Annotated in this window: 18 protein-coding genes; 10 read left to right on the forward strand and 8 right to left on the reverse strand. The window is 60.8% G+C overall.

Annotation, left to right across the window (positions count from 1 at the left end; genetic code table 11):
• Nucleotides 1–1,130: 1,130 nt before the first annotated feature.
• The 5 genes from OIU37_RS23265 to OIU37_RS23285 all read right to left on the reverse strand — a co-directional run bounded on the left by OIU37_RS23265 (nucleotide 1,131) and on the right by OIU37_RS23285 (nucleotide 5,804).
• Nucleotides 1,131–2,210 (reverse strand): glycine betaine/L-proline ABC transporter ATP-binding protein, encoded by a 1,080-nt coding sequence (locus OIU37_RS23265; RefSeq protein ID WP_171603676.1) that lies wholly within the window; start codon nucleotides 2,208–2,210, stop codon nucleotides 1,131–1,133.
• Nucleotides 2,203–3,090, reverse strand: a complete 888-nt coding sequence (locus OIU37_RS23270; RefSeq protein WP_062941970.1) for a proline/glycine betaine ABC transporter permease — start codon at nucleotides 3,088–3,090, stop codon at nucleotides 2,203–2,205. The genes OIU37_RS23265 and OIU37_RS23270 overlap by 8 nt, the downstream gene beginning before the upstream one ends.
• 209 nt (nucleotides 3,091–3,299) lie before the next feature.
• The gene (locus OIU37_RS23275; RefSeq protein WP_180697212.1) at nucleotides 3,300–4,301 is read right to left on the reverse strand and encodes an ABC transporter substrate-binding protein; all 1,002 of its coding nucleotides are present in this window, start codon (nucleotides 4,299–4,301) and stop codon (nucleotides 3,300–3,302) included.
• Between the two features lie 67 nt (nucleotides 4,302–4,368).
• Nucleotides 4,369–5,163 (reverse strand): pyrroline-5-carboxylate reductase, encoded by a 795-nt coding sequence (locus OIU37_RS23280; protein ID WP_180697211.1) that lies wholly within the window; start codon nucleotides 5,161–5,163, stop codon nucleotides 4,369–4,371.
• A gap of 11 nt (nucleotides 5,164–5,174) precedes the next feature.
• A complete protein-coding gene (locus OIU37_RS23285) occupies nucleotides 5,175–5,804 on the reverse strand; it encodes a TetR/AcrR family transcriptional regulator (RefSeq protein WP_171376838.1) in 630 nt (209 codons plus the stop codon).
• 145 nt (nucleotides 5,805–5,949) lie between these two features.
• Here OIU37_RS23285 and OIU37_RS23290 point away from each other — a divergent pair, with 145 nt between their 5' ends.
• The 9 genes from OIU37_RS23290 to OIU37_RS23330 all read left to right on the forward strand — a co-directional run bounded on the left by OIU37_RS23290 (nucleotide 5,950) and on the right by OIU37_RS23330 (nucleotide 15,009).
• Complete coding sequence (locus OIU37_RS23290) at nucleotides 5,950–7,986, forward strand: NADH:flavin oxidoreductase (protein ID WP_264258771.1); 2,037 nt, start codon at nucleotides 5,950–5,952, stop codon at nucleotides 7,984–7,986.
• 48 nt (nucleotides 7,987–8,034) lie between these two features.
• Complete coding sequence (locus OIU37_RS23295) at nucleotides 8,035–8,640, forward strand: dimethylsulfoniopropionate lyase (protein ID WP_171603680.1); 606 nt, start codon at nucleotides 8,035–8,037, stop codon at nucleotides 8,638–8,640.
• Nucleotides 8,641–8,659: 19 nt separating this feature from the next.
• Nucleotides 8,660–9,409, forward strand: coding sequence for an electron transfer flavoprotein subunit beta/FixA family protein (locus OIU37_RS23300; RefSeq protein WP_264258772.1), 750 nt, complete (start codon nucleotides 8,660–8,662; stop codon nucleotides 9,407–9,409).
• 25 nt (nucleotides 9,410–9,434) lie between these two features.
• Nucleotides 9,435–10,364: an electron transfer flavoprotein subunit alpha/FixB family protein gene (locus tag OIU37_RS23305; protein WP_264258773.1), complete on the forward strand. Its 930-nt coding sequence runs from the start codon at nucleotides 9,435–9,437 to the stop codon at nucleotides 10,362–10,364.
• 15 nt (nucleotides 10,365–10,379) lie between these two features.
• A complete protein-coding gene (locus OIU37_RS23310; RefSeq protein WP_182209773.1) occupies nucleotides 10,380–11,075 on the forward strand; it encodes a dimethylsulfonioproprionate lyase family protein in 696 nt (231 codons plus the stop codon).
• Nucleotides 11,076–11,228: 153 nt separating this feature from the next.
• On the forward strand, nucleotides 11,229–12,356 hold the full coding sequence (locus tag OIU37_RS23315) for an S-(hydroxymethyl)glutathione dehydrogenase/class III alcohol dehydrogenase (RefSeq protein WP_033183419.1): 1,128 nt from the start codon (nucleotides 11,229–11,231) through the stop codon (nucleotides 12,354–12,356).
• A gap of 3 nt (nucleotides 12,357–12,359) precedes the next feature.
• A complete protein-coding gene (fghA, locus tag OIU37_RS23320) occupies nucleotides 12,360–13,196 on the forward strand; it encodes an S-formylglutathione hydrolase (RefSeq protein WP_264258774.1) in 837 nt (278 codons plus the stop codon).
• A 54-nt stretch (nucleotides 13,197–13,250) separates the two neighbouring features.
• Nucleotides 13,251–13,823 (forward strand): S-(hydroxymethyl)glutathione synthase, encoded by a 573-nt coding sequence (gfa, locus tag OIU37_RS23325; protein WP_171603686.1) that lies wholly within the window; start codon nucleotides 13,251–13,253, stop codon nucleotides 13,821–13,823.
• A gap of 172 nt (nucleotides 13,824–13,995) precedes the next feature.
• Entirely contained in the window at nucleotides 13,996–15,009 is a 1,014-nt protein-coding gene (locus OIU37_RS23330; protein ID WP_171603927.1) for a GlxA family transcriptional regulator, read from the forward strand.
• Between the two features lie 54 nt (nucleotides 15,010–15,063).
• On the opposite strand, the gene OIU37_RS23335 is transcribed toward OIU37_RS23330, so the two are convergent.
• Nucleotides 15,064–16,134, reverse strand: a complete 1,071-nt coding sequence (locus tag OIU37_RS23335) for a hybrid-cluster NAD(P)-dependent oxidoreductase (RefSeq protein WP_171603687.1) — start codon at nucleotides 16,132–16,134, stop codon at nucleotides 15,064–15,066.
• A 10-nt stretch (nucleotides 16,135–16,144) separates the two neighbouring features.
• On the reverse strand, nucleotides 16,145–17,398 hold the full coding sequence (locus OIU37_RS23340; protein ID WP_171603688.1) for an SRPBCC family protein: 1,254 nt from the start codon (nucleotides 17,396–17,398) through the stop codon (nucleotides 16,145–16,147).
• Nucleotides 17,399–17,509: 111 nt separating this feature from the next.
• On the opposite strand from OIU37_RS23340, the gene OIU37_RS23345 reads away from it, so the two are divergent.
• On the forward strand, nucleotides 17,510–18,397 hold the full coding sequence (locus OIU37_RS23345; RefSeq protein ID WP_171603928.1) for a LysR substrate-binding domain-containing protein: 888 nt from the start codon (nucleotides 17,510–17,512) through the stop codon (nucleotides 18,395–18,397).
• Between the two features lie 10 nt (nucleotides 18,398–18,407).
• Here OIU37_RS23345 and OIU37_RS23350 read toward each other — a convergent pair whose 3' ends face one another.
• On the reverse strand, nucleotides 18,408–20,060 hold the full coding sequence (locus OIU37_RS23350; RefSeq protein ID WP_264258775.1) for a DapH/DapD/GlmU-related protein: 1,653 nt from the start codon (nucleotides 20,058–20,060) through the stop codon (nucleotides 18,408–18,410).
• Nucleotides 20,061–20,175 lie beyond the last annotated feature (115 nt).

The raw sequence follows: 20,175 nt of genomic DNA on the forward strand, positions 1-20,175 counted from the left end.
CGGATTTGTGCGCGTACCTCTGCCAGCCTTGCCGGTCGTCATGGATGGTCGTCCCCTGCCGCGGCGCTTCATCAGAGACCGCAGACGGTCTGGATGAGCGGAGCATGCCTGTATATTAGATGATTATAATTTATAGTGAAGCGGCTTGCCGGCGAGCCGGTGGATTTCCGGGCGGCATCGGCATCGACACCAGCGGCTTTCGGCAGCCGATGCAGTCCGAATTCGGGCGTGGCGGGCGTCAAAAAGACCAACCCGGTGAATGCATTATCGATCGTTCCCATCCAGCGCAGATTTGTCGCCCAGACGACAGGAGCTGACAGGACCCGCTGGAATAGGCAAGACGTCAAGCTGCCGGTTATGATGACAACCCGCTGATAAAACGATTACGCTAAAGGAATGAATCTACGCCTGTATCCGCCACGACACAGAATTAACGGCGGCGATCTTGCCGAGATGCACATCATTCTGAAGTCTATGGAGAACGCCCCATTCGAAGCCGCGCAGTCGCCCGCCGAAGGTTCTTAGTGGACCGCTTAAAGAGGGCCTTCGGCAGGCGACAGGCATGCAGGCATACGCACGGGATGGAGCGCGTATGTACGATCCCTTCCATCCTGTTGGGGGGTGATGGGATGGACGGGCTTGGCTTTGGGACCGCAAACCATCATGGTCTTGGTCGGGTTTCATCTTACTGTTCCTTAGCTATGGAGCAATTGTCGGGTCCCGATTTTGTCGGCCAATCGGCTTTTCGTGACGCAGTCTGGACTGATCTTGCGCAAAATGTATATGAACCAGCGCCGCTGAAGCCGCCTGTTCCGCGCAATGAACTGCGCAAAGTGGATAGAGATCTTTAGTTTCTCATTTGGCACGAAAGATGGAACGCCGGCATGATGCCGCCGGGCGCGATGCGTTCGTTTCTTTGAACTGAGCAATGATTTCTCAACACGCCTATGTCGACGTCAAGACTCTCTGTTTCCGCGATGCTCGCCGCGCCCGCGCAGGCCGATCAGCGAAAAACAGACGCGGTAAGAGTTTTGACATCGTGATCCCCGGCGTCGGGCGGCCGACATCCCAGTTCCGGAGATGGCGACGTGCCTCGCCAACGAAACGGAAAGGCGGCCGCATTTGGAGCGTCAAAGTGCGACCGAGAGGGCGCTGTCGCGTCGGGGAGCCACCTCCTGCGAGTTTACCATTGCGCCCGCGAGCTGGCGGAAGGTGACAAGCCCCAAGGCTTCCCCGGATGGTGAAACCACTCTGGCATCGTCGTGCGCCGCCGATGCCAGGATCCGGACGGCGTCTTCGACGGTCGTGCCTGATGCGATCGTCAATCCGCCTGGCACCGCACTGGAATGCAAGGATGTCATGACGGCATCGACCTGGATGACCCGGCCTCGATTGACCTCCTTGACGAAGTTGGCGATGTAGGCGTCGGCCGGACGCAGAACGATGTCCTGGCTGGTGCCTTGCTGGATGACTTCGCCATCGCGCAGGATCGCAATCTGGTCGCCCAGCCGAAGGGCTTCGTCGAGATCGTGGGTGATGAAGACGATGGTCTTCTTGATCTCCTTCTGAATGTCGAGAAGGACCGTCTGCATATCCGTGCGGATCAAAGGGTCGAGCGCCGAATAGGCCTCGTCCATCAGCAGAACCGGCGCATCGTTCGAGAGGGCTCGCGCCAGCCCGACGCGCTGCTGCATGCCGCCCGATAGCTGGTTGGGATATTTGCTCTCGAAGCCCTTCAGGCCGACCCGCTCCAGCCAGCCCATGGCGACGTCGACGGCTTTCGAGCGCTCCATGCCCTGCACTTCGCGGCCGAAGATAGTATTGTCGAGAACGTTCCGGTGCGGCAGAAGCGCAAACTTCTGAAACACCATTGCCGTCTGGTGCCGGCGAAACGTCCGCAATTCGGTCTCGTTCATTTTCACCACATCGACGCCGTCGACAAGCACTTCGCCGGCGGTCGGATCGATCAGACGGTTGATGTGGCGAATGAGCGTCGACTTGCCCGACCCCGAAAGGCCCATGATGACCTGGATGCGGCCCGAGGGTATCTCGACATTGATATCCTTCAGGCCGAGCACGTGGCCGTGCTTTTCGTTGAGCTCGGTCTTCGACAATCCCTTTTTGACGGCATCGACATGAGCGCCAGGATTGGGACCGAAGATCTTGTAGAGGTGGCGGATCTTGATGCCGCCGAAACGTTGATCAGCCATGGACGATCTCCCGATGCTTCTGGAGCCGTTTGCCATACGCCTGGCTGACCCGGTCGAAGATGATGGCAATGCCGACGATGGCAAGGCCGTTGAAAATACCCAGGGTGAAGTACTGGTTGGCGATGGCCTTCAGAACCGGCTGGCCAAGGCCCTGGACGCCGATCATCGAAGCGACGACGACCATGGCGAGCGCCATCATGATGGTCTGGTTGATGCCGGCCATGATGGTGGGAAGCGCCAGCGGCAACTGGACCTTGAACAGCTTCTGCGAGCTCGACGTTCCGAACGCATCGGCCGCCTCGAGCACGTCCTTGTCGACCAGGCGGATGCCGAGGTCGGTCAGCCTTATCATCGGCGGGATGGCATAGATGACCACGGCAATCAGTCCCGGCACCTTGCCGATGCCGAGCAGCATGACGACAGGGATCAGATAGACGAAGCTCGGCATGGTCTGCATGACGTCGAGGATTGGATTGATGATGCGCTGCAGCCGGTCGGAACGCGCCATCAATATCCCCATCGGAATGCCGATGGCGATGGAGAGCACGGTACAGACGAAGATCATTGAGACCGTCCGCATCGTATCGTCCCACATGTCGAAATAGCCGATCAACAGCAGCGTGACGAGACAGCCGAGGACGATCTTCAGGCTGCGGCTCGCAAACCATGCGATGACAAGGATGATTGCCGTAATGATCGGCCACGGCGTCTGCGTCATGAAGCGGTCGGCGGCGATCAGGAAATGCTGCAGCGGGGAGAAGAGGCTTTCGATCGCGTCGCCATAGCTGCGGGTAAATGCGCGAAAACCGTCATCGATCGCCTTCTTCAGATTGCGAAGGGCATCGTCATCCATATGCGGGAATTTATAAAACCATTCCATTCGGTTCCCCTTTTTTCTTCAAAGAGCCGTGGCAGTCTTTTTGATTTTATCGGCAGCGAGAGGCGGTGCGCATTAAGCGCACCGCGGTAGTCGGTGCTAGAGCATGATGCCGAAAAGTGTGAGCGGTTTTCGGACGACATCATGCTCTCACTATTTAGCTTAGAACAGGATTCAGATTTTAGGCCGAACAGGCCTAAAATCATCCTGTTCTAGAGAGCAGCTTCGATCTTCGCGGCTGCCTCAGGCGAGACCCATTTGGTCCAGAGGTCCTTGTTTTCTTTGAGGAAGTGCTTGGCACCGTCCTCGCCGGTCGCCTGGTTGTCGGTCATCCACGCCATGAGCTTGTTGACCGTGTCGTTGCTCCAGGAGCGCTTCGTCAGGTAGTCCATGACGTCAGGCCCGACCTTTTCCGAGAAAGGTTTTGCAACCAGGGTGACGATCTTGTCGACCGGCCATGCATTCGGCTTCGGGTCGGGGCAATCGGCGACGGTATTGCAGCGCTTCCATTCGGCGGCATCGTTCGGCACGCCGGCTTCCAGCTTGACCATCTCATACTTGCCGAGCAGCGCGGTCGGCGCCCAGTAATAGCCGGCCCAGCCTTCCTTGCGTTCGTAGGCCTTGGAGATCGACCCATCGAGGCCGGCAGCCGAACCGGTATCGACGAGGGTGAAGCCGGCCTTCTCGGCTTCGAAGGCCTTGAAGAGCTGCGTGGTCACCACGGTGCCGCCCCAGCCCTGCGGTCCGTTGTAGATGGCGCCCTTCTTCGGATCCTCAGGATCAGGGAAGAGTTCCGGATGCTTCAGCACGTCGCCGATGGTCTTGATGTCGGGATGGGCATCGGCCAGATATTTGGGAATCCACCAGCCTTGGACGCCGCCATCTGGCAGCGGAGAGCCGACCTGGACGATCCGGCCTTCTTCCGTTCCTTTCTTGACGACATCGGGCAGCAGGTCGATCCAGGCTTCCGGTGCGATGTCCGGCTGGCCCTTTTCGGCCATCGAGGTAATCGTCGGGACCGTATCGCCGACGGTGATTTCGGCCTCACAGCCATAACCTTCGTTCAGGATGAACTTGTCGAGGTTGGAGAGAACCTCCGCACTCTGCCAGTTCATGCTGGCAATCGTGACAGTGCCGCATTCGGCGGCGCTGGCGAAAGATGCCCCGCCGATCAGGCCGAACGTCAGACATGTCGATGCAAGTAGTTTTTTCATTCTCGTTCCCTCTGTTTAGCGGCCGATTTTGCCGAGCGGGGCGCCGCAGGACCCGCTCCAACGGTTGTCAGGAAACGTCTCCCATACTCACCGATTTCTTGAATGCCGCCGATAGTCCCTCCGCAACCGAAGCGTCGAACCCGGCCGCGCGCATGCCTTCGATGGCCGCCGCAGTGGTTCCGCGATAGCCGACAAAGGTTTGAACAACGTCATCGGGACATTCGTCGCGGCGCTCCAGCAAGCGGCCGGCGCCCGTGATCACCGTGTTGACGGCGCGGCGCGCAATCTCCGCCGGCAGGCCATTTGCGATGGCGTCGCTCATCATGGCGGCCGCGAGCAGTGCCGGCAATGCCGGTCCGGACCCGGAAAGGCCTGTGAGGTAATCGATGTCGCTTTCCCTTGCGACCTCGTCCTCAGATCCACATGCCTGAAAAATCGCGCGGACGAGCGCCCGGTCGTCTTCGGTGACATCGCTCGCGCCAATCCACGGCGTATAGGACTTGCCCACGTCGGCGGCGGCGTTCGGCAAAGCGCGGACGACGCGACCGGTCTTGTGGCGCTCGGAAAGTGCGCCCAGGCGGATGCCCGCCATGACCGAGATGACGAGCTTGCCGCCGGCATCGACATCAAGAGCATGCCAGTCATCAGGGCGGACGGAGAGAAGGATCACGTCCGAGCGGTCGGCAAGCGCCTGATTGTCGGTGGTCAAAAAAGAATTCGGGAAACGGCGCGGCTGCTCGCTGCGATAGGAGAGGGAGAGATTTCGAGGTTCGACCAAGCCGGCATCAAGGATCGAGCCGGCGATCGCTCCGCCAAGCCAACCGCTGCCGCCAATGATGCCGATCCTCAAGGAAACGCTCATCCCGGCCTTCCCTAACCCGGCCTGTAGCCATGCCGAGAGAAGAAGCGATCGAGCTCCCTCTGCTGCGGCACTTCGCCGGTGTAGATCGCGATATATTCGGGAATCCGTTTCATGCGGACGGCGAGTTCCTCCTTGGATTGCATGGAGATATATCCGATCTGCACCAGGTAAGTTGTTCGCGCTCGGACATCTGATGTCGCTTCTGGTAGCCCGAACCGGATAAACATCCGCTTCAGCGCTTCCAGCCGAAGCTGATCGGCTTGCCGGACCTCGGCGAGAATCTCGTCGGACTGCAGCGCCCAGCTGCGCACGGCGAATTCGAATCTGGCGTCGAACAGATCGTTGTTGAGCCAGCAATCGAAGACGTTGAGCATCGCCTCGGCGAGCGATTCCGCGTAGGCTTCGGACTGCTTGACGATGTTGCCGGTGTTTTTGTCGCGCCAGCGCGCCACGAGCCCGGCCAGCAGCTCTTCACGGTCCTTGAAAAACCAGTAGAAGCTCGTGCGCGAGAGGTTGAGCTTCTTCGCCAGCGGTAGAATTTTCACCGAATCCACGCCGGAATCCAGCAGCGAGTGGTAAGCTGCCTCCAGCCATCCCTCCTGTGATCCGCGCCAGCCAGTGTCGTTCAAAGCCTGATCCATGGGCTATCTCCTATCAAATTATCAAGCCGCGCACAAGAAAAATGTACATGAGTGTCGAAAATGGCGACCCAAATGTTTTCAATATTGACACGTATGTACATTGTGCTTAGCGTTCCTCTGACGTTTTAATCCGGAACCACGGCCCATGTCGAACGATCCCCTTCTTCAGCCCTATCAGCTCAAGCATTTGACTCTGCGCAACCGTATCATCGTGACCTCCCACGAACCGGCCTATCCGGAAGACGGCATGCCGAAGGAGAGGTATCGCGCCTATACAGTGGAGCGGGCAAAGGGCGGCGTGGCCTTGACGATGACGGCCGGCTCGGCCGCGGTTTCCAGGGACAGCCCGCCGGTCTTCAACAACCTGCTCGCCTACAAGGACGAGATCGTGCCCTGGATCCGGGAAATGACCGACGCCGTGCATGAAGAGGGGGCGGCGATCATGATCCAGCTCACCCATCTCGGCCGGCGCACGCGCTGGGACAAGGGCGACTGGCTCCCGGTCGTGGCGCCGTCGCATCAGCGCGAGGCATCCCACCGCTCCTTCCCGAAGAAGATGGAAGATTGGGACATCGAGCGCATCATCAAGGATTTCGCCGATGCTGCCGAGCGTATGAAGGCGGGCGGCATGGACGGCGTCGAGCTGGAAGCCTACGGCCACCTGATCGACCAGTTCACGTCTCCGCTCACCAACGAGCTCGACGGTCCCTATGGCGGCTCGCTCGACAACCGTTTGCGCTTCTGTCTCGATGTCTTCAAGGCGATCCGGCAAAGGGTGGGGAACGACTTCATTCTGGGCGTGCGCTACACCGCCGACGAATGTCTTCCGGGCGGTACTGGCAAGGCCGAAGGCTTCGAAATCTCTAGGCGCCTGAAGGAAAGCGGCCTCATCGATTACCTGAATGTGATCCGCGGCCATATCGATACCGATGCGGGCCTCACCGACGTGATCCCGATCCAGGGCATGGCGAATTCACCGCATCTCGATTTCGCCGGCGAAATTCGCGCCGCAACCAACTTTCCGACCTTCCACGCGGCGAAAATCCCTGACGTCGCCACCGCGCGCCACGCGATCGCCTCCGGCAAGGTCGACATGGTCGGCATGACCCGCGCCCACATGACCGACCCCCATATCGTCCGCAAGATCATCGAAAAGCGGGAGGATGATATTCGTCCCTGCGTCGGCGCCAATTACTGTCTCGATCGCATCTACCAGGGCGGGGCCGCCTTCTGTATCCACAATGCCGCCACCGGCCGCGAACTGACCATGCCGCATATCGTGGCGAGGGCAGACACCAAGAAAAAGGTCGTCATCGTCGGCGCCGGCCCGGCCGGTCTGGAAGCGGCGCGCGTCGCCGGAGAACGCGGCCATAAGGTCGTCGTTTTCGAAGCGGCGAACAATCCCGGCGGTCAGATCCGCCTTACCGCCCAAAGCGAGCGCCGCAGGGAAATGATCAGCATCATCGACTGGCGCATGAGCCAGTGCGAGAAATACGACGTCACCTTCCACTTCAACACCTGGGCGGAAGCCGATACCATCGAGGCCGAGAACCCCGATGTCGTCATCATCGCGACCGGCGGCTTGCCGCATACCGAGGTTCTCGCCAACGGCAACGAGCTGGTGGTCTCGTCATGGGACATCATCTCCGGCGACGTGAAGCCTGGAACCAACGTGCTGATCTTCGACGATGCCGGCGACCATGCCGGCCTTCAGGCAGCCGAGTTTCTCGCCAAGGCAGGCGCCAAGGTCGAGATCATGACACCGGACCGGTCCTTCGCGCCCGAGGTCATGGCCATGAACCTGGTGCCCTATATGCGGTCGCTGCAGAAGCATGACGTGACCTTCACCGTCACCTACCGCCTCGAAGCCGTCGAGAAGAGCGGCAACCAGCTCGTCGCCCATGTCGGCAGCGATTACGGCGGGATTGCCAGGCAGCACAGCTTCGACCAGATCGTCGTCAATCATGGGACCATTCCGCTCGATGAGCTCTATTTCGAGCTGAAACCCAGCTCGAGCAATCTCGGCGAGATATCGCACGACCAGCTTCTTTCCGGAGAACCCCAGTCCGTCATTCGCAATCCCGAAGGCCAGTTCCAGCTGTTCCGGATCGGCGATGCGGTCGCCGCACGCAACACGCATGCCGCCATCTATGACGGGCTGCGCATCGCGAAAGATATCTGATCGCAAGAGCGGACCGCTTGCCGGCCGATCGTCTCCGGAGGTAATGACATGAGTTTACGCAATGAAGGCCTGCAGATTTTCGTGGATGCGGCTTTCATGGCTTTTGACCAGTTCGCCAAGGCCCCGGAAGCCCGTCGCTCGGTCCGTCAGATTTTTGCGGCGCTCGAGCGCCCGGGAGCCGCGCGGGCGGGAGAGGGAAGCCGATTGCCCGTGTGCGCTCAGCTTGATGTGGCGCTCTCGATCGATACGTCCTATCCTTCGCTGACGCGATTGATCGACGGCTTCAAAGGCATCGAGCCAATGCTTGAATGGCGTCGGCGCACCAAGTATGACCACACGGCCAGCGACAATTTTGTCGATGGACATGCCAATGCGATGATCATCGGCCCGGGAGGATTGGAGGAGCGGAGCGACCTGTGGATCGGCGTGACGTTGATGGCGCCGCAGGTGCGCTATCCCGACCACGTTCATGCGCCAGAGGAGGTCTACCTCGTATTGTCCGAGGGAGAGTTCCAGCAGGGGGAGGGAGACTGGTTCTCGCCAGGTATCGGCGGATCCTTCTACAATGTCCCTGGCATCAGACATGCCATGAGGTCGCTCGACACGCCGCTCTTCGCCTTCTGGGCATTACTTGCCGAACGGCCAGCAGTTTAGAAATAAAGGGGGGTTGCCCATGAAGATACTCGTCCCAGTCAAACGGGTTGTCGACTACAACGTGAAGATCCGGGTGAAGCCGGATGGCACCGGTGTCGAGCTTGCCAATGTGAAGATGTCGATGAACCCGTTCGACGAGATCTCGGTGGAAGAGGCGTTGCGGCTGAAGGAAGCCGGCAAGGCCGAGGAAGTGGTGGTGGTGTCGATCGGTCCGGCCAAGGCCGAAGAGACATTGCGCACCGCCCTTGCCATGGGTGCCGACCGGGCGATCCTGGTCGAGACCGACGATCAGATCGAGCCGCTCACCGTCGCCAAAATCTTGAAGGCTGTGGCCGATGCCGAACAGCCCGGCCTGATCATCGTCGGCAAGCAGGCGATCGACGACGACAGCAACCAGACCGGCCAGATGCTGGCAGCACTGCTGGGCAGGCCCCAAGCGACCTTCGCCTCGAAGATCGAGATCGGGGATGGCAAGGCAACCGTGACCCGTGAAGTCGATGGCGGCCTGCAGACGATCGAGATCAAGCTGCCGGCGGTCGTCACCACCGATCTGCGCTTGAACGAACCGCGTTATGCCTCGCTGCCGAACATCATGAAGGCGAAGAAAAAGCCGCTCGACAAGAAGAGCCCTGATGATTTCGGTATCTCCACCACGCCGCGGTTGAAGGTGTTGAAGACCGAGGAGCCGTCGGGCCGCAAGGCCGGCGTCAAGGTCAAGTCGGTCGCCGAACTCATCGACAAGCTCAAAAACGAAGCCGGTGTGCTGTAATCAGGTTGGAACAGGAGCCATCATCATGACCATTCTTCTTCTGGCTGACCACGACAATGCAAGCCTTTCCGACCAGACCGCCAAGGCGCTGACGGCAGCGTCAAAGATCGGCGGCGACATCCACATTCTCGTTGCCGGCAAGGCGGCCAAGCCTGCTGCCGAACAAGCGGCCAGGCTTGCCGGCGTCTCCAAGGTGCTGCTCGCCGAAAGCGACGAACTCGCCAACAACCTGGCCGAACCGCTGGCCGACCTGATCGTCTCGCTGGCTGGTAGCTACGACACGATCCTGTCTGCCGCCACCTCGGTCGGCAAGAACGTGCTGCCGCGGGTGGCAGCCCTGCTCGATGTTGCCCAGGTCTCGGAGATCATCGAGGTGATCTCTGCCGATACCTTCAAGCGGCCGATCTATGCCGGCAATGCCATCCAGACGGTACAGGCGAGCGATGCCAAGAAGGTGATCACCGTGCGCACCGCCTCCTTCGCCTCTGCACCGGAGGGTGGCTCAGCTACCGTCGAGGCGATCCCGGCGGTTTCCGATCCGGGGCTTTCGACCTTCGTCGGCGATGCGCTGTCGGCCTCCGATCGTCCGGAGCTGACCTCGGCCAAGATCATCATCTCCGGCGGCCGGGCGCTGGGTTCGGCCGAGAAGTTCAGGGAAGTCATCCTGCCGCTCGCCGACAAGCTCGGGGCCGCCGTCGGTGCATCGCGTGCGGCCGTCGATGCCGGCTATGCGCCGAACGACTGGCAGGTCGGCCAGACCGGTAAGGTGGTGGCGCCGCAGCTCTACATCGCCTGCGGCATTTCAGGTGCCATCCAGCATCTGGCCGGGATGAAGGATTCGAAGGTGATCGTCGCCATCAACAAGGACGAGGAGGCGCCGATCTTCCAAGTCGCCGACTACGGACTGGTCGCCGATCTCTTCGACGCCCTGCCGGAATTGCAAAAGGCGCTCTAGCGGGGGAGACCGAACGTGGCGCGCGTCGTGGGACGTCCAATCAAACCTGGTGCCGACCTTCTTCTCAACGATGACGAGAAGCCGGCATACATACGGCTGCACGACATCGGGAGGGAAAGACGTTCGCGGCCGCTGCAGGAATTCCTCAATGATGTCGGCGGCCTGATGCTGTCGGCGGAGGCTCCTGCCGTCGCCAGTTTCGTCGCGGGCAAAGTTCTCCAGAGGTTGCTCAAGACCGGGAAAGTGCGTCCGGAGGGCGGGCCTCTTCCCGGCGCGCCCGAAGGGCTGGATGACGCCATCGGCCATCTTGCAAAATCGGGACGGAAATACGAGGCGATCGCCGGCCAGTTCCAGAGTCTCGCCGATAAGCTGCTCTGGAGACGCGGCCGCTCCGGTCCATTCGCAAGCCTGAATTTTGGCAATACGCACTCCCATGCGGTCTTGGTCGGTCCCGGCGGTATGGAGGAACGCGCCGATCTCAGGGTCGGCGTGATCTATATGGATCGCTACACAAGATTTCCCGATCATGTTCAGACGCAGCCCCGCGCCTTCATTCTGCTTTCGCCGGGCGAAATCCGCCTTGGCGATTCCGAGTGGTTCTCCGCCGGTATCGGCACGGTCTTTGCGAACGACGCCGGGCAATCCTTCGCGATAAGATGCACAGCTCGGCCGCTGCTGGCGGTCTGGTGCCAGATTGAGCGGGAGACGTGATGGGGTCCTTGGCGACAATGGGTCCGAGATGAACGAAAAGCGCGAACGCCAGAGCTTGAAGTCTCGGCGATAACGCAGCGAAGCAGATCGGCGAGAACCCGGTCGATCCGAATATGCAGCATCAGAATTCAATTTAAGAGGAAGGATATCAAAATGGACGTTCGCGCCGCCGTTGCCGTTCAGGCAGGAAAACCGCTCGAAGTGATGACCGTTCAGCTGGAGGGCCCGCGGGCCGGCGAAGTGCTGGTGGAGGTCAAGGCGACGGGCATCTGCCACACCGATGATTTCACCCTGTCGGGCGCCGATCCGGAAGGCCTCTTCCCGGCCATTCTCGGCCATGAGGGTGCTGGCATCGTCGTCGATGTGGGCCCTGGCGTCACTTCGGTGAAGAAGGGCGACCACGTCATTCCGCTCTACACCCCGGAATGCCGCGAATGCTATTCCTGCACCTCGCGCAAGACCAATCTCTGCACGTCGATCCGCGCGACCCAGGGCCAGGGCGTGATGCCGGACGGCACCTCGCGTTTCTCGATCGGCAAGGACAAGATCCATCACTATATGGGCTGCTCGACCTTTTCGAACTTCACCGTGCTGCCGGAGATCGCCCTTGCCAAGGTCAATCCCGACGCGCCGTTCGATAAGATCTGCTATATCGGCTGCGGTGTCACGACCGGCATCGGCGCCGTCATCAACACCGCCAAGGTCGAGATGGGCGCAACGGCCATCGTCTTCGGGCTCGGCGGTATCGGCCTCAACGTGCTTCAGGGTCTGAAGCTTGCCGGTGCCGACATGATCATCGGCGTCGATATCAACCCTGACCGCAAGGCATGGGGCGAGAAGTTCGGCATGACGCACTTCGTCAATCCGAAGGAGGTCGGCGACGACATCGTGCCCTATCTCGTCAACCTGACGAAGCGCCACGGCGACCTGATCGGCGGCGCCGACTATACGTTCGACTGCACCGGCAACACCAAGGTGATGCGCCAGGCGCTGGAAGCGAGCCACCGCGGCTGGGGCAAGTCCATTATCATCGGCGTTGCCGGCGCCGGCCAGGAAATCTCCACCCGTCCGTTCCAGCTGGTTACCGGCCGCAACTGGATGGGCACCGCCTTCGGCGGCGCGCGCGGCCGCACCGACGTGCCGAAGATCGTCGACTGGTACATGCAGGGCAAGATCCAGATCGATCCGATGATCACCCACACCATGCCGCTCGAAGACATCAACAAGGGCTTCGAGCTGATGCACAAGGGCGAAAGCATCCGCGGCGTGGTCGTGTACTGAGCCATGAAGACGATCTCGATCGAAAATTCTCATGGCGGCACCCAGGGCGTTTACGTCAATCGCTCAGACGCTTGCGACTGCGACATGACCTTTGCGGTATTCCTGCCGCCGCAGGCCAAAGCGCGGAAGCTGCCGGTTCTATGGTACCTTTCCGGTCTGACCTGCACCCATGCGAACGTCATGGAAAAGGGAGAGTATCGGCGTCTTGCCGCAGAACTCGGCATGATCGTCGTCTGCCCCGACACCAGTCCGCGGGGCGATGCCGTCCCGGACGAACCGGATAACTGGCAGTTCGGCAAGGGCGCCGGCTTTTATGTCGATGCCACCGAGCCGCCATTCGCAAAGAACTATCGGATGTACAGCTACGTCGTCGATGAATTGCCGAAGCTTATCGCCGCAGAGTTTCCGGTCGACATGACGCGACAGGGGATCTTCGGTCACTCGATGGGCGGACACGGCGCGATCACGATTGCGCTCAAGAATCCCGAACGCTTCGGCAGTTGCTCGGCCTTCGCGCCGATCAGCCGTCCCTCGGTCTCCGGCTGGTCAAGGCCGGCATTCCGGAAATACCTCGGATCGGATGAGACGGCCTGGCGGGCATATGATGCCTGCTCGCTGATCGAAGACGGGCACCGGTTCCCGGAATTCCTCGTCGACCAGGGGACGGCGGATAGCTTCCTGGAGGATGGATTGCGCCCCGAGGAGCTTAGGCAAGCCTGCGAGACGGCCGGCATCAGCCTGCGGCTTCGCATGCAGGAAGGCTACGGCCACTCCTACTTCTTCATTTCGACATTCATGGAAGACCATCTGCGCTGGCACGCGCGGAGATTGGGAGACTGATTGCAGAGCTTGGCCGGGCATATCGCAAACGGCCCAGAAGGGGAGGAGAAACCCATGACCAGCATAGCCATACATCCGGCAGTGGATTCAGGCTTTCGGGCGACTGACGCTGCTTTCGCAGGCGGGACGCTCGTCTGCAAGTGCGCAAGCAACCCCGTGAAGGTCAGGATCAAGAGCGACATTGCCCACAATCATGTCTGCGGCTGCACGAAGTGCTGGAAGCCCGAGGGCGCTGTCTTTTCGGTCGTGGCGGTCGCGCCGACCGAAAGCGTCGAAGTGCTGGAGAACAGCAACAAGCTCGCCGTCGTCGATTCCGCCGCCCTGATCCAGCGCCATGCCTGCAAGGAATGCGGCGTGCATATGTATGGTCCGGTCGAGCGCGAACATGCGTTCCAGGGATTGTCCTTCGTCCATCCGGAGCGCTTCCAGGAAGGCGGCTGGGCGAAGCCGGGCTTTGCTGCCTTCGTGTCGTCGATCATCGAAAGCGGCTTCGACCCCGCGAAGATGGATGCCGTCAGGGCGCAGTTGAGGACGTCCGGCCTCGAGCCTTACGATTGCCTAAACCCTGGCCTTATGGACTACATCGCAACCTGGGTCGCCAAGAAGAGCGGCGTCCTGGCCGCGTGATCGATGTCGGGGAGCGCCGAGCCGGCGCTCCCCGACAAAACCGCCGCTATCCAAGCATCGGAGCCTGGGCGCGCGTCATCGGCCACAACACCATTTTCGTTGACGATCGTGATCCGCTGGCGCACGGTTTTCAGATTCGTTGAATGCATTCAGAAACGGTGATGAGATGACTATGCGACCCGGGCAGCATCGACAGGCAGACGGCGCCGCGAAGCCCGCTGCCCGGCTCAAGGTGGGTTTCGTTCTGGCGCGATCGTTCACGCTGTCGGCTTTCGCGCTCTTCGTGGACACGCTGCGGCTTGCCAGCGATGAACAGGATCGTTCCGGCAGGGTGCTTGCCGACTGGCAGGTGATCGGCAGCACGCGTCACCTGATCACGGCGAGTTGCGGCGTCCAGGTCGCGCCGACGTCGGATTTCGTCGACCCGTCGCGCTTCGATTACATCGTCGTCGTCGGCGGCCTGCTGACGGTGGAAAATCCCGTCGACCAGCAGACCATCGCTTTCCTCAAGCAGGCGGATGCCAAGAAGGTGCCGCTGATCGGCGTGTGCACCGGTACGTTCATTCTTGCCGCGGCGGGCCTGATGAAGCGGCATGAATCCTGTGTGAGCTGGCTGCACTACAAGGAGTTCCGGGAGCGTTTCCCCGATCTCAACGTGCGTTCCGACCGGCTCTTCAATCTCGACCGCCAGCGTGGGTCCTGCGCCGGCGGCAGCAGCGCCGCCGACATGGCCGCGCTGTTGGTCAGGAAATACATCAGCCGCGATGCCGAACGAAACGCACTTGAGGTGCTGCAGATCGAGCGCGCCCGCGCAGCAGCGGACGTCCAACCCCGGCGCCCGCTCTATGACGATTATGACGATGCCCGCGTCAAGGCGGCGATGATCACGATGGAGCAGTTCGTCGACGGCAGCATGTCGATCGAGAAGCTTGCCTCTACGGTTGGACTCTCGCGACGGCAGCTGGAGAGAATCTTCATCGACAAGACAGGAATGTCTCCAGCCAAGGCCTATAGTCGCGTCCGAATGGAGCGGGCGAAGTCGATCCTTGCCCAGTCGAAGGCGCCGCTGATCGAGATCGCACTGGATGTCGGCTTCGAAAACGCCTCGCAGTTTACGAGAACGTTCAAGCGCACATTCGGGCAAACGCCTTCGCAGCATCGCGCGGCCGCTTCGAGAGCGCACTGAACGCGCAATCCCGCAACGTCTAAGTAGGTTCCTCGGGTGGTGCGTACCCAGCGCTCAGCGCTCGATGACCAGATCGCTGAGCGGCTTGGAGCAGCAGGGCAGGAAGAAGCCGGCGTCGATTTCCCTCTGACGAATTCCGCCATTGTGGTTCATGTCGACCGTGCCTGACGTAAGCTTCGACTTGCAGGTGCCGCAGACGCCATTCGCGCAGGACGACGGGATCCTGACGCCTGACTTCTTTGCACAAGAGAGCACGCTCTGGTCGCCGGAGACGTCGATGCTGCGGGCCTGCTTCGAGAAGGTGACCTGAAAGACCTTGGCAGCCGCCTCCTGAAACGCGGGGATCTCGGGTTCGTCGATGACCGCGGCGTCGAAGCTTTCCTCCAGGTAGTTCGAGCCGGGCACGCCGAGTTCGGCGGCAATGCCGCGCGCGGCGGCCATGAACGGGGCGGGGCCGCAGCACATCACGGTTCGCTCAGTGATATCGGGAACCGCAAGCCGCATGTAGTCCTTCGAAATACGGCCGGTCAGACCGGGCCAGGACGGCTCGCCGGCCACGGTCTCCGGGAGGAAATGGAGACGAAGGCCTTTCAGCCTGCGGGCGATGCAGGCCAGTTCGTCGCGAAAGATCAGGTCCTGCGGCGTCCGGCCGGCATGCATGAAGACGACGTCGGCGGGTTCGCAACCGTCGACGAGTTCCCGCAGAATCGACATGACGGGAGTAATCCCGGAGCCGCCCGACAACAGCAGAAGCTTACGTCCCGACGTCTCGGGCCTGACGAAGTGGCCGAGCGGCCCGTTCGCCTTGAGGGTCGCCCCGGGAACTAGGGTGTCATGAAGCCAGTTGGAGATCTTGCCGCCGGGAACGCGCTTCACCGTCACGGAGAAGGCGTTCGTCCGATGCGGCGAAGACGAGATGCTGTAGCACCTGTTTTCAGCCGCTCCATTGTGTTCCAGGTCGAAGAGAAAGTATTGCCCTGCCTTGAACGCGAACCGCTTGCCCTCGCGCGATGCGAAGGTGAAGGTCTTGACGTCATGGGTCTCCTGCTGGACATCAAGGCAGACGAGCGCGTCGTCTTCTTCAGGGTTCCATAGGTCGTGAAGGGCGGCCCTGGCTGCGGGCATCTGCGGGCTCCTAGTATCCATGGGCGCGCATCCGATCGATGTACCAGCTGGCGAACTTGTCGAGGTTCGTCTCGGAAAAGCGGGAGTAGGGGCCTGGCTGATAGGCCGGGTCGAGAGCGCCTGCATGGGAGCGCGCGACAAGATCGGCGTCCTGGTCCGTCGTCGCCACCCAGACATCCGTCAGCTTGTGGAGATCGTAATCCACGCCTTCGACGGCGTCCTTGTGGACCAGCCACTTGGTTCGGACCAGCGTCTTGCCCGCCGAGAGCGGAATGACGGTTGCCACCACGGCATGGTCGCCCATGAAGTGGTTCCAGCTGTTGTGGCCCCAAAGATGCGTGTCCCCGAGATCCTTGCGGGTCATGTGCCCAAGAAGCTTGGAGGATGCGGCGGTGGCATCGTGGGTCTGGGATTCGCCAGCGCCGGCGATGATCAGCCGCTGGGTGCGGAAGTTGGTGGCGCAGTCGGCGAGCCGCTCGACCGCCGCCGAGGGGAAGCCGTCGGACTCCCACGCCTTCGTCCGCTCCTCATACAGCCTGAAATGCTCCTCGGCCTGTTCGCGATCCTCCGGGCTCAGCGTCTCGGGGTCGAAGCCGAAGTCGAGATCGACGAAGGAGACGCAGAGCTCCGGATGGTTCGCGGAGCAATGGTAGCATTCGCGATTGTTTTCCATCGTGAGCTTCCAGTTGCCATCCTCGATGACATCCGTTTGGAAGGCGATCTTTGCGTTCCGGATGTCGTAGGGGGCGAGGCGCTCGATCATGGCCTGTTCGAGGAGAGTAATGTCCTCGGGTGGATTGTCGGAGAGGCAGACATAAATCAGTCCGCCGATCGACTTGAAAGTGACGGGCTTGAGGCTCCGACACTCCTTGTCGAAGTCCTTGCCCATGTGAGGCGCGTAGCTGAGCTCACCCGTCAGTTCGTATGTCCAGGTGTGATAGGGACAGACGAGTTTTGAGACGATCGTCTTGCCCGGATCGAGAAGGCGGGAGCCGCGATGGCGGCAGACATTGTGCAGGACGCGAATGTCTCCGTCGTCGTCGCGCAGAAGGATCAGGCTCGTCTTGCCGATATCGATCACCGTGGCGTCACCGGGTTCGGGGACATCGCAGTCGAGACCGACACAAATCCAGTGATTGTGGAAGAAGACGTCGATGTCTGCTTCGAACACGTCTTCTCTGACGTAAAGGCCGGCCGGCAGAGAGTGACCGTTGGCACGAGCGTCGAGAAGGGCAGAAATGGAAGATGGGAGCTTGTTTAGCATCAGAACCCCTTATGCGAGAGTTTCCCGAGATTGCCCTTGCAGTCCCGATGTTTCAACGGCATAAAAAATTAGCGTCGCATAAGTTTTTGTCATGCGATGAGGGGTTCTATGATGCATTTTAGAAGACGGATCCCGTCGTTGACGGCACTGGTGACCCTGGAGGCGGCGCTCAGAAAGAAGAGCTTCACCGCGGCTGCGACCGAATTGGGTGTCACCCAGGCGGCGGTCAGCAGGCAGATTGCATTGCTGGAGGAAGAATTCGGCCAGCCTCTATTCGTGCGCAAGCATCGAGCGATCGAGCCGACGGCGGCATGCATCAACCTCGGAGCCACGCTGGCCAAGAGCTTTGCCGATATTGCCGAGAGCGTGGAAGCGCTCCAGTCGCGCAGCCAGGACGTGTTGACCATAGGGGCGACCGTTGCATTCTCGTCTTTCTGGCTGCTGCCGCGGCTGGCCGAGTTTCGCCGTGCGAACCCCGGCATCCTGGTGCGGGTGATATCCCAGGACAGCCCGATCGCTCTCGACGACGGAGAAGTCGATGTGGCAATTCGATATGGTGTGCCTCCCTTCAGCGATAGCACCGTCATCGCCTCGCGCGGCGACGTCATCTGCCCCGTCTGCTCTCCCGACTATCTCAGGCGTCGCGGAGATGGCGCGCTCGGCTCCGCCGACGAATTCATCGAAACGGACGTTCTCGATCGTTCCTGGTATAGCTGGGCGCAGTGGTTTTCGCTGACCGGCGCCAACCTCGAGGTAAAGCCGTCGCTTCGGTTCAACCACTATACCGAAACCATCGCAGCCGCGCGCGCCGGGCAAGGGATTGCGTTGGGATGGCGTATGCTGGTGGGCACCTTTCTGGAGGATGGAACCCTGGTGCAGGTCGACGGCGGCGAGCTTGCCGCGGAGGATCGTTACAACGTGATCGTGCCCGTCAAAGCCAAGCGAAGCAACGCACGCGACCTTGCCGCCGCCTGGCTGACGGCATCATTGCACGGTTGATCAAGCCGTATCACAAACCCAGCCCCACGGTTGCCGTTCGGTGAACGCCTCTAGGGACGAAGGCGAAGCGATCTGCCAGTCCCAGGAAATCGGCCGCCAGGTGGATGACGGAAAGCCACATTTCCGTCCCCTGCAGGCTCGGTTCAGCACCATCGGCAAAGGGGAATCCTTCGCAATCTCGCCATCTATCCAACGCCCTCGATATGACCTTGCGGGCGATCGCCTCCCCGTCGGCCCGCCTGTAGTCGGTCTGCCGGGCAATTAGGAGCAGCGGATGAATCGTATCGAGCAGGTTGCACGCATTGTATTTTGCAGCACCGAAGCCCTTGTGGTTGCGGTAGTTGAGATGAACCGTTTCGAGCGAGGCGTGCGGGTGGGGAAGTGCCACGCCGAACTGGGCGTAGGTGCCGCGCGTCAGGCGGTAAAAGCCGTTCACCGGTTGAAGCCATCCTTCCGCCGCGGTCGGTTCACCCCATAGCCCAGAAACGCTGTTGGCATTGCGGCTCAGCCACTCGAAAAGTGTCTGCCGTGAATGCCCGATGCCGAAATACTTCGCATTGAAGTACATGGCGGTTCCGATCGCATCGACCACGCTTCCGGCGTGCCATGCCCGGGTCGACCAGGGCAGGGTGCTCAGCCATTCATCCAGCTCCCCGGCGCCGAGCTCGACCGCATGGACAGGTTGGCGTGGACCGGAACCAAGCAGTTCAAGCGCATAGCCAACCGCAAGGATATTATAAAGCGCCTTTGAATCATCCTTCAGCGCCTTGCCATGCATTCGCGCATGCTCTTCCGGGAAAAGGCCGGTCTCTTGGTCCTGTAGACCTTGGAGACGCTCGACGGTCTCCGCCGCATCGAGATCGGGCGGCAGGTGACCGAAGCCGGCAGCGATCTCGATGGCATCGCAGAGATGCCGGATCGCCGGTCTGCGGAAGCCGTCTGCTTCCATCGATTCATAGGATCCTTGCGTTTTCCAGCGTGCGAGGATCTCCGGCCATTGGTCTTGCGCTTTCTGACCGAGCCTCACCAATTGATCTTCGATGTCGCCAGTGCCGGTTTTTCGGGGCGCCGAGCCTCGGCTCCGCAGCACCCGGGCGGGCACGCCACCGGCAATCGACATGGCGGGAATATCTCCCGTGACCACCGCTCCGGCGGCGATCACTGCACCATTTCCAATTGTTGCGCCATCGAGGATTACGCAATTGGCGCCGATCCAGACATCGTCGCCGATCACGATGCCGATGCTGACGACGCCCTGGCGGTGTATAGGAATGGTCGGATCATCGAAGCCGTGATTGAAGCCGACGATCGAGGCATGCGAAGCGATCCGCACGCCATGACCGCACGTCACCGTACCGGAAACACAGGCATAGGGATTGATGGTGCAATCGTCGCCGAGTGTCACATGGCCGCGAACGAGCGCGTGCCCGGCGATCCAGGACCGCTCGCCCATCGTCAGGCTTTCGGTGAAGATCGCGGCGTCCTCGGCGATGTAGGACGTTTCGGCCAGCTCCGCACCGCATGATCGCCTGAGTTCCACCTTGCGGGCAAGGTGAGCCGGATGACGGAGGTCCGACGCAATGTGTTCCCAGGTCAGGTATCGAAGCCTGCGCGCTTCCCACTCTTCGCTCGCCGATGTTTGCTGGCTGCTGACGTGATCCATCCTGCTCCTCATTCCCAGGCTCAACCGCCGAATATTCGTCTGTCTTCAGCGACCCGTTGCCCCGCTGCATCAGACGGCCTGATCCGTTTAAAAGCAAGACTTCCGATAATGGTGG

The sequence above is a fragment of the Rhizobium sp. BT-226 genome, from assembly GCF_025847085.2.
GTDB classification, from domain to species: Bacteria; Pseudomonadota; Alphaproteobacteria; order Rhizobiales; family Rhizobiaceae; genus Rhizobium; species Rhizobium sophorae.